Annotated in this window: 11 protein-coding genes; 9 read left to right on the top strand and 2 right to left on the bottom strand. The window is 30.2% G+C overall.

Going from position 1 to position 13,237, the window contains the following annotated elements:
• Positions 1 to 447 precede the first annotated feature (447 nt).
• The 3 genes from IPK88_16785 (at position 448) to IPK88_16795 (ending at position 5,229) form a co-directional block, all read left to right on the top strand.
• Positions 448 to 2,019, top strand: a complete 1,572-nt coding sequence (locus IPK88_16785; GenBank protein MBK8245085.1) for a hypothetical protein — start codon at positions 448 to 450, stop codon at positions 2,017 to 2,019.
• A 271-nt stretch (positions 2,020 to 2,290) separates the two neighbouring features.
• Entirely contained in the window at positions 2,291 to 4,489 is a 2,199-nt protein-coding gene (locus IPK88_16790; GenBank protein ID MBK8245086.1) for a M4 family metallopeptidase, read from the top strand.
• 47 nt (positions 4,490 to 4,536) lie between these two features.
• Positions 4,537 to 5,229, top strand: a complete 693-nt coding sequence (locus IPK88_16795) for a hypothetical protein (GenBank protein MBK8245087.1) — start codon at positions 4,537 to 4,539, stop codon at positions 5,227 to 5,229.
• A 163-nt stretch (positions 5,230 to 5,392) separates the two neighbouring features.
• On the opposite strand, the gene IPK88_16800 is transcribed toward IPK88_16795, so the two are convergent.
• Positions 5,393 to 6,544: a type IV secretion system DNA-binding domain-containing protein gene (locus tag IPK88_16800; protein ID MBK8245088.1), complete on the bottom strand. Its 1,152-nt coding sequence runs from the start codon at positions 6,542 to 6,544 to the stop codon at positions 5,393 to 5,395.
• Between the two features lie 107 nt (positions 6,545 to 6,651).
• Here IPK88_16800 and IPK88_16805 point away from each other — a divergent pair, with 107 nt between their 5' ends.
• From IPK88_16805 to IPK88_16820, 4 genes are all read left to right on the top strand, one after another.
• Positions 6,652 to 6,837 carry a hypothetical protein gene (locus tag IPK88_16805; GenBank protein MBK8245089.1) on the top strand — a complete coding sequence of 62 codons (186 nt, stop codon included), beginning with the start codon at positions 6,652 to 6,654 and terminating at the stop codon, positions 6,835 to 6,837.
• Between the two features lie 22 nt (positions 6,838 to 6,859).
• Positions 6,860 to 8,494: a recombinase family protein gene (locus tag IPK88_16810; GenBank protein ID MBK8245090.1), complete on the top strand. Its 1,635-nt coding sequence runs from the start codon at positions 6,860 to 6,862 to the stop codon at positions 8,492 to 8,494.
• Positions 8,478 to 8,975: a replication protein gene (locus tag IPK88_16815; GenBank protein MBK8245091.1), complete on the top strand. Its 498-nt coding sequence runs from the start codon at positions 8,478 to 8,480 to the stop codon at positions 8,973 to 8,975. Before IPK88_16810 ends, IPK88_16815 begins: the two co-directional genes overlap by 17 nt.
• 124 nt (positions 8,976 to 9,099) lie before the next feature.
• Entirely contained in the window at positions 9,100 to 10,848 is a 1,749-nt protein-coding gene (locus IPK88_16820; protein MBK8245092.1) for a hypothetical protein, read from the top strand.
• 609 nt (positions 10,849 to 11,457) lie between these two features.
• On the opposite strand, the gene IPK88_16825 is transcribed toward IPK88_16820, so the two are convergent.
• Positions 11,458 to 11,655, bottom strand: a complete 198-nt coding sequence (locus IPK88_16825) for a hypothetical protein (protein MBK8245093.1) — start codon at positions 11,653 to 11,655, stop codon at positions 11,458 to 11,460.
• Positions 11,656 to 12,250: 595 nt separating this feature from the next.
• On the opposite strand from IPK88_16825, the gene IPK88_16830 reads away from it, so the two are divergent.
• Together IPK88_16830 and IPK88_16835 are read left to right on the top strand one after the other, a co-directional pair.
• A complete protein-coding gene (locus IPK88_16830) occupies positions 12,251 to 12,598 on the top strand; it encodes a helix-turn-helix transcriptional regulator (GenBank protein ID MBK8245094.1) in 348 nt (115 codons plus the stop codon).
• A complete protein-coding gene (locus IPK88_16835; GenBank protein MBK8245095.1) occupies positions 12,595 to 13,098 on the top strand; it encodes a hypothetical protein in 504 nt (167 codons plus the stop codon). The genes IPK88_16830 and IPK88_16835 overlap by 4 nt, the downstream gene beginning before the upstream one ends.
• The last annotated feature ends 139 nt before the right edge of the window (positions 13,099 to 13,237 follow it).

A 13,237-nucleotide genomic window follows, 5' to 3' on the forward strand; every position in this document is an offset into this window, starting at 1 on the left:
ATCCTTTTTGGCCAAAAATATTTGGAGCTTTTCTTCAAATTTTGGGTCAAAATCATACGCTCGTTTAAAAGTTCCCTACGTTAGTACGAAAGGTCTTGCCATTTTCAAGTTAATATTTGACCTTTGGCTTAATATTTTATATGACTTGAGCTGAAAGACAAAATCGATTCTTTAACCTTTGGTTAATTGTAAATAGATGCAAAACGGAAGTCATAGATTGGATTATTAAAGAATAATCCTTCAAAGGTTTAAATAATACATGATGTGCCTACATTAAATTTATGGAGGTAAAATTCTGTTTATTTTTAAATCAATTAAGGGTTTTAATGAATATCATAGCCATTTACTTTGAAAAATGTTAATAAATTTTGATATTATCGCACTATTTATTAGATTTGTAGAACAATAATTTATACATTTAATATAAGTAAACAATTTATTTTTTTTATGAAATACTTATTCTCTTCTTTTATCATAATATTTAGTATTTATAGAGTTTTTTCTCAGCATGGGCAATTGGATTTAACTTTTAATAGATCAGGTAAAGCAATTTTTCCAATTGATAATCAGAGTTTAGAGGCAAATTCTATTATAACACAAACTGATGGAAAAATATTAATTTCAGGTATTGCAACATCAACGAAGACGAAAAGGGATTATTTTGTCATTCGATGCAAGAACAATGGTGAACTTGATGAAAGTTTTAATCAAAATGGCAAACTAATTATTGATTTCTATGGAAAAGATGATTTCTGTTATGATTTAGCACAGCAACCAGATGGTAAAATCCTTATGACTGGTATTGTTAGTTTGCCTAATTTCGAACGCAAAGCTGGAATTGTAAGACTAAATACAAATGGTACGTTAGATTCTACATTTGGAACAAATGGGATATCAATAAGTAGTTTTATCCATAAAGGTGAAGACTCAAGAGCTATCCTTGTTCAAAAAGACGGTAAAATTATTATTTCTGGAAGCATAAGTTTTAGTACTCCTTCCTTTACTACTGAATGTGCTTTATTTAGATATAATTCTGATGGGACAATTGATCAAAGTTTCGGCACTTCAGGAATTGCTACAGCAAAGGTTCCAAATGGATATTACCCAAGTTTTGCTATTCAACAGTTTGACAACAAAATTATTTCAGGTGGCTATTTATTAGGAAATAACACAGATGTATATATGTTAAGATTTAATTCTGATGGTACATTAGACAACTCCTTTGGAATAAATGGTAAAGTTCAAACAGATTTCAATAGTGAAGATGAATATGCCTACAAGATAGCATTACAATCGGATAACAAAATACTTATTGTTGCTGGAATAAGAAATGCAACAGGAAGTGATTTTGGTATTTTAAGATATAACACAGACGGATCATTAGACAACACTTTTGGCTTTAATGGAAAAGTAGTTACCGACTTCTCGTTGTTTAATAATGTTTCTAACTCTATAGCTATTCAAGAGGATCAGAAAATTGTAATTGCCGGTTTTGTTGGAGATTCTCCTAATCATAATTTTGCACTCGCAAGGTATAATGCATCAGGTTCACTGGATTTGAGTTTTGGAAATAATGGAAAAGTTGTAACAGATTTTGGAGGTGATGATGCAGGTTTTGATATAACATTACAAAAAGACAACAAAATATTAGTAGCTGGAAATTCAATAAATAGTTCAAAAGTAGGAGAAATTGCTACCTCAAGATATATGTCTGGGTTAGAAATTGTGAATACAATTGAAACAAAAGTACAATTGAATGATGTTCATTTTTATCCGAACCCAAGTAAGAATAGAGCAATATTAGAATATTGTTTAACAAAAGATCAAATATTAAATATCTCCTTATTTGATTTAGGTGGTATAAAAATTCAAAGTTTTGTTGATTCTAACGTAAGACAATTGGGAATGAATAAGGAAGTAATACTATTTGATAAAAATATTAAACCAGGAAATTATATATTAGTTATTGATAGTCAAGAACTAAGATTTGGTATTGAAGTGAACTTAAATCCAAATTAGAAAATATCGTTTATCTTGTTTATTACTTCAAAGTTATGCAGAATTCAAATTAATTATTAATTCGCTTCTAATTTAGGAATGTAATCCTTTTAATGCCTTTCATATCATAAAAAAAATAATTTAAAATTAAATAAAATACATACAATTGCAAAAAATTAAAACTAAATGTTAAAGTTTTGTTAAAAATTACTAAATATTTAATTAATCTAATTAATTAAATATTTTTGTCAATATAAATATTTTTATTAACACTAATTAAAATTTAAAACTTATGAAAACTAAACTTTGTCTATTATTATGTTTGATAGGTAATATAATTAAGGCACAAGACCCAAGTTTTACAATTTCATCCGATTGCCCAAACTATAATTCTTTCATTAATGACTCAATGTTATTCACCAATAGTCATTTGATAGCTCCTTTTGAATTTGGAACGCTATACACTGATTTAGTTAAAATGGACAGTTTAGACGCTATAATATCAACTTTTGGACTGGATGAAGATATTAGTTTTCAATTACAATTTTCTGAAGACGAATATAAAGATAGTTCTAGATATTATTCAAGATTCCAAGAATATTATAAAGGGCTTTTGGTAGTAGGTGGTGGAATTACTGTTAATTATATTCGAAATAAAAATGGTGATCCTTCAAATCCTTGTGATATATTATATTCATTAGCGCCTAGAATATTATCTGGGTTTAGTATAAACACAAATCCTACAATATCATTATCTTCTGCAATTGAAAATATAAATGCTGACACTATTTATTATTCAGAGCTTATTATTACACATAATTTGGACAGTCAATGTGAATTTAAACTTGTCTGGAGGATTGATTACAATCACTCTGGAAATAGAAGAGAATATATTGACGCACATTCAGGGCAAGTATTATTATCAGTTCTTACCGATGAATACTTAACAGGGAATACAATAAATTATGGTCACGATGTAGAATTATATAACTATACTTCAGGTACTTTTAATTCTTTGGAGAGTTCTGATCGGAAATTGAAAATCATAGATTTTGATAATCCTGCAAGCGGGAATAGTGGCGATCCACGCAGTTGGGGTAACCCCGCACCTTATATTACTACAACTGAAACTAGTTGGGGATCAACATCAACATCCTTGGCCTATCAAGCTTTGTATGTTGGAAATAAAGTCTTACCAGAATTTGACAATCTTGGATTGTCCTCATTTTTTCCTTCTCTTACAATAGGAACATTACAGGCATACAAAGATGCTACAGCTCAGAACTTTCCTGGTTTTCCATTCTTAACATTAATTTTGGTTGGAGGAAATACAGGTGGAATTGGAGGAACAACTGCAACACCTGATGTTATTGCACATGAAATGTGTCATATTTATTTAAGAAGATTTTTATCAAGTAATAAACCTGGAGGTAGTACATTACATGAAGGAATTAGCGATATGATTGGAACATACATTGAATCTAAGACTCAAGGTTATATTGATTGGATAATTGCAGATGACGACAATACTGCAGGAAATGTTTTTGATCGGGATCTTTCACATCCACATACAAATTTGGATTGTTTTACAGAAGTTGAAAACGCAAGTGATACACACGATAGAGGAGTACCTTTAGGTTATTGGTTTTATCTCATTTCTCATGGAAAAACAAATCCTACTATACCTGGGTTAGGAATTGATTTGGCAATTAAAATTGTACTTTCATCTTTAAAGAACCTAAATGACAATAGTGACTATAAAGATCTAATGAAATCAACATTAAGTTACGTTTTGGAAAAATATGGTAGATGTTCTAATGAATTTAAAGCAGTATCACAAGCCTGGGAACTAATATGTATTCATACCGGATTAGCAGATAACAACGGAATTATTCCTGAATGTTCATTAGGAATGTGTGCAAATTCTATTATTCCAATTTGTGAAGAATCTGATGAATTTGAATTCTGTGTTTGTGGATCTGGTCCTTTAAATGCAATTTATAATTGGACAATTGTTGGACCAAAAAGTACAGAATATAGTAGTTCAGTTGGAATGCAAGGAAATAGTCAAATTGGAGGACAATGTTTATCAATCACCGATATCCCTAAATATCCATTTTATCCCCAATATTTGAAGTTAAGGTTGCATTGCCCAACTATGTGTAACATCGGCATTAAACCATGTTATATCGAACAAATAATAAAAATAAATGATTGTGATGGACACGATCCACATTGTGATTATCCATATAATGAAACAATTATTAATTCAAATGGGAGTAATGATTTTTATAGAAATACTACAGCCTTTAACCAATTATTAAATGAAACAAATAGAGTAAAAATATTTGATATATTAGGTAGGCAAATTTATGATTCATTCAATAATGAAATTGATATAAATCAAATTGAGTATTCTGGATGGTGTTTTATAATTTATTTAAATGAACATGGAGTAATATCTAAAACAATAAAAAAATATATACATTAATTTGAATTTTTGTATATAAAAGTGGATTAAGTTTATAATTTAGGGCGATGATAAATAACTTCTTTATAAAAATTATTAAGGTAATTTTAATATATATTTCCACAGCACTTAATAATAATTGGGCTCAAACTTATATTAGTCCTATTTTGGGCTATGATTTTCAAAAAGTTATTTCATCACAAGGAGGACTTATAATTAAATTTGAAAAAAAGGGATACTCACACATAAATCCTTTCATCGGAATCAAAGTCGAACATAAATTATACAAATCTGTATTGTTCAACTACATGAGTAAGTTTGCATACAATAAAAAGATTCATGGGAATTTTCTTGGTGCATGTTGTTTCCACGATTTGATTTTTAAATATCATTATTTTGAAAATTCTATTGGAATTGGCTATTTGTGGAGGAATAGAGTGTATGTTAATTTCGCCAGGTCATATAGCCTTATTTTGAATATGAAAATAATAAATATTAATGACAATTTTAATGAAGAATCACCTCCTAATAAAATTAATGAAAAAGGTTTAAAAATTTCTACTGGGTTTAAATACCAAAATTTTGATCTTGGAATTTATTATTATAAACGAACATTTACGAACTCTTACAATAATACTTATTACCAATTTTTGGATGGCATATCTTCTTTCGGATTAGAGTTGAGTTATAATTTCAAAATTTTAAATGGATTTAAAATTAAAAAAAAGAGTAATTGTCCTGATTTTAATTCGAAAAAATAAATTTAACAATTACGGTTAATCTTTTGCACAAGTAAAAAATTAGTTTCAGTTTAATTCTGTGGTTCAAACTGGTTTTTTGAATTAAGCACTTAATTTAAATTTACACAATTTTAATGAGATTTTATAATTTCTTTTAATAATATTTCATTCATTGTAGATACTTTTACATAGATATAGTATGAGCACTAAAAGGCCGACTAGGCCGTCCATCAATCATTAACTTCAAATATATCTTGTAATTAGGAAGATTAATAAAATCTTGAACATCAAATTCAGGAAACATTTCCTCCGCCATATGTTTTGCATCTTCAGTTCCAATTCTAAAGGAAATAACTGTGCCTATATTCCCAAGTACAGCTTGTCTAATATCCTCATCAAGTTGATGCATGTATTGGTGAGCGAGTATCATACCAACTTTAAACTTTCGTAATTCGGAAAACATGTTTACCAAAGACAAAGTAGTGAAATTATGAAATTCATCCATGTAAACCATAAAAGGAACTCTGTTTTCTTCATCAATATCAACACGACTAAATGCAGCCGAAGCTATAGAGGTAATAAAAAGGGCACCAAGGATGTGAGCAACATCCGCACCTACATGACCTTTTGATAAATTGACTAGAATAATTTTCTTTTCGTCCATAGCTTTGCGAAGGGAAACCTCCTCTGTATTCTCAATCAAGACTCTTTTAATAACTGGATGGACTAACATTCCACCTATCTTGTTCATAACTGGTAATAGATCATATTTTTGATATTCAGGAAATTCTCTTTTCCAGAACTTTTTAACGCTTTCACTTTTAACATGCTTAAGTGCATTTTTTCTAAATTCCTTATCAAGCAATAATTCTGATATGTCTGCAATAGTAGCTTCTGGTTGATCCAGTAAAGTAAGTATTGCATGCCTTAAGATATGTTCTAGTTTAACTCCCCACGCACTATCCCATAACTTTGAAAATACATCTAAGATACCTGAAGCAACTAATGACCTTTTTTCATAAGAAACTTTCTTAAATGGATTATATCTCAAATTTAAATTTGTATCAGGGATATTGAAATAAATTATATCCTTCTTTCGATGTTCAGGAATATTCCTTGCAATTTTTTCTACTAAATCGCCATGAGGATCAAGCAAACAACAACCACGACCATGTTCAATATCCTGCATGATCATAGTCTCCAAACATGTTGATTTACCAGTACCAGTTTTGCCAATCATGTAAGTATGCATTAATCGATCAGCTTGTTTTATACCAAATAATCTTTGATCATTTCTCCATCCAACTTTTGCAAAATATGTAATGTCTTTGTTCACTATTTAATGATACGAGATTGATTATATAAATCGTAGAGGGTAGATATTGCCAAAATGACATTAAATGCTCTCTACGATAATTCGAGGAAAAATATATTCTTGAAATTATGTTAGAAGAAAAAAAGGAAAAAAGTGTGAGTCAATTTATTAGTAATTTATGCAAAGGAAAAACAAAGGTCGAATTAGAAGAAGCAGAACAAAACTTCTTGGACTATCTAATAGTCGTAAAACAGATAGCTGATAGGTTGGAATTAGAAAGTAATGGTGGAAGGGGCTTTGACCTTTCCCATTGAATGGATTAATATTAATCTAGCTATGAAAAAAGTATTTGGATATATAAGGGTATCAACAGTTAAACAAGGGACAGGAGTATCGCTTCAAGAACAAAAAGAAGCGATAGTTCGATATGCAGATAAACAGCAATTGGAAATTATTGAATGGTTTGAAGAACAGGAAACGGCTGCTAAACAAGGTAGACCGCTATTTACTAAAATGATGAAATTAATTCGCTCTGGTAAATCAAGAGGTGTGATAATTCATAAAATAGACAGAGGAGCAAGAAATTTAAAAGATTGGGGATTGTTAGGTGATTTGATTGATGAAGGATTTGAAATTCACTTCGCTCATGAGAGTTTAGATATGAATGCAAGAGGTGGAAGATTGGCTGCCGATATACAAGCCGTAATTGCAAGTGATTATATTAGAAATCTAAGAGAAGAAACTTTGAAAGGAATTAATGGACGACTTAAACAAGGACTTTATCCTTTCCGTGCACCCATGGGATACAATGATAATGGAGGTGGTAAGTTAAAGACTATCGACAAGGTTGTAGGACCACTCATTAAACAAGCATTTTTACTTTATGCGAGTAATAAATACAGTTTGCATACTTTAACCCAGAAAATGATACAACTAGGCCTTAAAAATCCAATTGGGCATAATATCTCAATTACAACATTGTCAAAGATATTAAATAACCCATTTTATGCTGGAATCATTAAAGTAAAAGATAAGACATATACTGGAAATCATGAATCATTAATATCTCCAGCACTATTTACCCAAGTACAAAATGTACTGACTGGTAAAACCAATTCAAGAACCATTAAACACGAATTCCTCTTTCGAAGAAGTATTAAATGTGAAGAATGTTCATATTCGTTAATTGGTGAATTACAGAAAGGAAATATCTATTATCGCTGTCATTCAAAGAATTGCTCAACTAAATCAATTAGAGAAGAAATAGTAGAAAAAGAAATTAAAAATACCATCAATCAAATTCAATTATTACCAGAAGAATATTCAATACTGGATGAATTATTATTAAATGCGCAAAATAATTGGTCAGAGGTACATACTGGAATTGAAGAATCATTGAATATGCAACATTCAAAAATATCTCAAAAACTAGATAAACTAACTGATGCCTATATTGAAAGTGTTATTGATCAGATACAGTTTGAAGAAAAAAAAGAGAAAATACTTCTTGAATCTAAGGCAATAAATATTAATAGAGGCAATATATTAGGTGAAAAAGAGCTAATTTTTAAGAAAGCGAAAAATTACATCGAACTGGCTAAAAGCCTTACAAAAACATATTCAATTGGAATTCATGAAGAAAAAAAGAAATTACTAAATATTATCACCTCGAAATTATCAATTAATCAAAAAAAACTAATGATTACAATACGATCTCCGTTTTATGAGATGGCTAAAAGGTACAATTTTATTGATGGTGACCCAACTCGATACACCCCTCGAATAAATATTGCCAAAATGGCAAATGTGAATAATAAACTCAGTAAAAGCCATAATCCAAGAATTAAATCCTCAAAAGAAAATTTAGAATTGCTTAAAGCAAATATGCAATCATTGCTTGACTTAATATTAAAATTGGTCGAAGATTTACCAGATATTAATCAAGAATTAAATAATGATGTACTATCGTAATACAACTCAGGTTCCAAATGAAGTATTTGGCAGGCTAATTCCTGAACTTTCTGGAGCAGAATTAAAAGTGATATTGATAATAATTCGGCAAACATTTGGATGGAGAGATAAATATACTGGACTTCGTAAGGAAGTTGATAGAATATCGCATTCTCAATTCATTCAAAAAACTGGATTGTCTCGTAGAGCTGTATCAAGTGCTCTCGATATTCTCAAAAAGAAAAACTTGATAAACATAACTTGTCATAATGGCAATATCTTAAATTCAAATACTGAAAGACAAGGTAAACCTATCCTGAAATACTCACTTAACTTGTGCAAAAATGTACCAGAACATATGCAGAAAAGTATCACACCTTGTGCAAATATTGCATATAACAAAACTAACTATACAAAACTAAATAAAACAAAACTAAAGGAAAGTCCTTTTAGGACAAATTCATTGAAATCTGTTGGGGAGATACTAAGTAAGTTTACTTAATTTGCTTGACTTGTATTAGTAGCCTGCTATTTGCTATTTTGAATTCTTTTAATTCCATTAATGGAATTAAATTATTTTGGCAGATTATCGTAATTTACGCTATTTATTTTTAACTTTAGGTAATATGGAAAAAATGACTCAAGATTGGTTTGAAATGACAGATCTAAAGAAGCGCTATTTCGACAAGATGGTATGGATACCACTATTTCAAAGTATGGATGTAAAAAAGGGTGTTTTTGGGTTTGTTGATTATACAGAGGAATATTTTGCATTTCGTACAATTGCCGTTCCAATTTCACAAAAAGTTAATGCAGAAAACCTTGACTGGAGCGATGCTGAATATTTTGATAATTCTGACAGAGCTAGAGATAATTACTCACCTGGTTATATTTATCGGAATAAAGATTATGGAATAGTTGGTGAAAATCTTGTAACGGAAGGAAGAGGTAATACTGAAGTATGTTCAGATTGGTTTCTGAATCCTGACTTACTTGTGGCTTTAGGATTAAAACAAGAAGGAGATATTTGGAAAGCTATTGATTTTGGTTTTGACGAAGTAATAAAAATTAATCGAGATGAGAAAGGGTATGTTCAAGAAATTTTAATAAAAGCTCAATACCTTAAAGATTACCTGAGTGCAAGAGGAATGGCACTTTATATTTGTTCATACCGCTCGAGAAAACAGATTTTAGAGAATGTAGATCATATAAAATGGAATGATGAAAGTATTAAAGTATTTGAACTAGATAAATGGGAAGGTAGTGTTAATACAATTCATGAAGGCGGTCATCTATTCGATTCAGGTTTTGCAGTGTTAAACATATCTCGGACAGATGTGGATTACAAAGAAGATGTTCCAAATCTTGAATTTCCTTCTGAGAATAGCACAAAGACAAGCGAATATGAGGGAAAATTTGAAGGTAAAAAATTGTTCATTATTGAAGGAGAACTTTGGCGCCGCGAATGGATTGAACCTGCAGAAAAAAGTACAATTGTACTAGATGAAGAAATAGAACCAACAGCATTTTTTATCACTGATAATTCTGGAAAAAAGGAAAGTAGAAAAACTCTAGATGATAATACCAGTAGATGGCTCTGGTTTAAGCCCAACATCATAAATGCAATTCTTGGAGTTAGAGGCTCAAAACTTATATGGTATACGCAAGATACTGGAAGAGTTGGTTTTTTAAGTAGTCAAATACATTTTGGTATAAATTCCATTGGATTAATAAATGTTCTCGCAGTTGATATGGCTAGACTGCCTGATTGGCAACAAAATATTTGGGTAGGATACAATATTTCTCCTGAAGGAGGTGTTAGTGCTGAATTACTTATGTCTCAAATGGAAGCTAGACCTGCCCAGACCTTGCCTCCAGAAGCTTATTTACATAAAGCAACTGAATGTGTAAATGAATTCTTATTCAAACTTTACGGAATAAAGGTCTTTAAAGAATATTCCGATGTTACAACATTAATAGGAAGAATACATCGATTTCGTGTGAATGATAAAAACAGTTTATTTCAACTTGCCAAAGACATTTATCTTTTTATAGGAGAAAGGATCGACACCGCACAAATTAAAAAAATTGTGAAGCCAACTAAAGAGGAGAAATGGGGTCAATTAATTTCCTTAGAAAAGTTACTTTCACTTAAAATTGATCCCCAAACTGCTCACGATTTACTGAGTCCACTATGGGGGATATATACTCTTAGAATCTCTGATGCACATTTAGCTTCAGATGATCTGAGTGATGCATACAAGAACTGCAATCTTGATGAAACACAACCATTTGTTATTCAAGCACGTCAATTAATATACTGCGCAACAGACTCACTGTATAATATTTGCTTCACTTTAGAAAATATTAAATGAAATATAAATTGCTAAAATGGAATTATTAATCTAAATAGGGCAATGAATATCAGACAAAATCGAATACTTAGAAAAATTCAACAAAGACTCAATCCAATGATATATCAACAAACAACACAAGTACCAAATATCTTGTTTGATAAACACTTACCAAACCTATAATTGTCATTACTAAAAATAGTTCACATAATAATTTCGCCAAACAGCAGGGTGGGTCAATTTAAAGACTGGATTTAGGAAAAGTAAGGCCAGGCTCTCTATCATTCAATTCATCTTTAAAACAAATTTATCTAGAAGAATTGTATCAAGTACAATTAGTAAGCTTGTAAACAAAGGATTAATATGTATTTCTTGCCAAAATGGCAATTCCCTCCATAAGTCGGAAGATAGAAAAGGCAAATACACAATGCTCTTTTCCCTAACCTGTGCACATGATGACAACAACCAGTGCACTTGGCGACAAGCACCTGGGCAAAATAGTGCATATAACAAAACTAAGAATTCAAAAATAAAAGAAACAAAATTAAATACAAGTCCTTTTAGGACAAATTCTTTGAAGTCTGTTGCGGAGATATTATATTAACAAAGAATGAACTTACTTCATTAAATTTATTGAAGTATAATTTTTTCCGATGTAGCAACAATAACTTTGATAAACGCTTCAACTTTAATAATAAGATCTGCATGAAATTGTGTTTTCTTGCTAATATTCGACGGAATCTCCATATGCTGAACTGGTACGGTTGCAACAATTGATTTTTCTTCAAGTACTTGCCAATAAGGTTTTTCCGAATGACTTTCTGTCAACTGATACAATATTTAAATTAGAAATTCTTTGTCAAGATCATCATTCGTGAAATTAATGTCAAAATTCACTGATTGATTATTGATCCCTGTAAATGTTGGATTCTTTAATTTAATATTAGCTATTGTAGGCATAATTCATTCTTTATAAAGTTAATTTGCAAATTTAAATAAATAATCCAATTAAGATAATCTTTCTAATATAAAAAAGTAAAAAATACATGAAAATAGCGAAATAGACAGTCACTTGTGGATAACTCAAAATTTCAAAATCGAGTAACTAAACCACCAATCCTAAAATACCCAATAAAATCAACAACAAATTTCCCTTTCATTACATTTGATTGCTTTTAGCAATCCCTTTCAAATTTGCGTCAAAATCCATATCTCAAATGGAAATGAAAGTGATATAATATTGGCATAATACAACCTAATAAGTTTCCTGAAATGTTCTAATCGAACACTTGGAATCCATACTAAAATCGAAGCTGGCGAAAAAAAATTGCCAATTTGGCAATTTCTGCCCTCTACGAATAGAAATCAATATAGACTAAAGTTAGAACATTAGAAAGCTCATCATTTTCTAATCATTAATTTTATGTCCCATCCATCAAATTATTTAAGGATGTATCGCAAAAAATCGCCATTAACTCAAAACGATATGGGTTTTCTAATTGGCCTAAAAGAAATCTCAAATATTTCCAGATATGAAAAAGGTCAAAGACAACCAAACATAGAATTCCTACTGAATTACCATCACATATTTGAATTATCAATTGAATCATTCTATGAACCACAATCAGAACTCATTAAGGAGCATCTCACTGAAAGGATACAAATGCTCATATTGGAGATAAAAAAAAGCAATAACACATTAAAGAATACCCCTAGAATAAAATTTCTTGAACAAATTATTATTAGACTAAATAATTATATAAATCAATGACTCAATCAACACAGAGGAAGAATATAGTTTATGCATTGTACCCTAATGCTAATGGTTTTGGTTTTGTATATTTAGAGAATCCTAGGAAACTCCTAGATTATGGATCTGTTCGGATTAATCCAATAAGTAATAGAAAGGTACTTGAGCGAATTAAGAGGTCTTTTGAATATCTTAGGCCATCTATTGTAATAATCCAAGATCCAGAAGGAAAGGCTTCCCGAGTAGGAAGGAGAGTTCGGAGACTGATTGATAAAATTATAGTCCTTGCATCGGAAGAGAAACTCAAGGTTGTTCAATATTCAAGGGATCAAGTTAGAGATGTTTTTGAGCAATTTGGTGCGGTCACCAAATATGAGATATCAAAAGTGCTTTTAACTGAATTTAAGGAATTGGAATTGCGGAAACCTAAAAAACGGAAAACATGGGAAAGTGAGAGTCATAATATGCCGATATTTGATGCTTTGTCATTAGCTTTGGTTTGGTATTATTTATCAGATTAATTATGTAAAAAATTATTATCAATTAATATGTCTTAATTTATCAACCCTCAGATTAAAATAAACTTTGGTTAAAGACAATATTATAAAATTGTAATCCCAAGAACAGATTATTTAATCTTTTCTGTAATTTTATCTGTAC

It is taken from the genome of Candidatus Defluviibacterium haderslevense (assembly GCA_016712225.1).
Classification (GTDB): Bacteria; Bacteroidota; Bacteroidia; order Chitinophagales; family Saprospiraceae; genus Vicinibacter; species Vicinibacter haderslevensis.

Coding starts and splice junctions, on each gene's coding strand:
- IPK88_16785 (MBK8245085.1), top strand. CDS start 448: ATGAAATACTTATTCTCTTCTTTTATCATAATATTTAGTATTTATAGA.
- IPK88_16790 (MBK8245086.1), top strand. CDS start 2,291: ATGAAAACTAAACTTTGTCTATTATTATGTTTGATAGGTAATATAATT.
- IPK88_16795 (MBK8245087.1), top strand. CDS start 4,537: ATGATAAATAACTTCTTTATAAAAATTATTAAGGTAATTTTAATATAT.
- IPK88_16805 (MBK8245089.1), top strand. CDS start 6,652: ATGTTAGAAGAAAAAAAGGAAAAAAGTGTGAGTCAATTTATTAGTAAT.
- IPK88_16810 (MBK8245090.1), top strand. CDS start 6,860: ATGAAAAAAGTATTTGGATATATAAGGGTATCAACAGTTAAACAAGGG.
- IPK88_16815 (MBK8245091.1), top strand. CDS start 8,478: ATGATGTACTATCGTAATACAACTCAGGTTCCAAATGAAGTATTTGGC.
- IPK88_16820 (MBK8245092.1), top strand. CDS start 9,100: ATGGAAAAAATGACTCAAGATTGGTTTGAAATGACAGATCTAAAGAAG.
- IPK88_16830 (MBK8245094.1), top strand. CDS start 12,251: ATGTCCCATCCATCAAATTATTTAAGGATGTATCGCAAAAAATCGCCA.
- IPK88_16835 (MBK8245095.1), top strand. CDS start 12,595: ATGACTCAATCAACACAGAGGAAGAATATAGTTTATGCATTGTACCCT.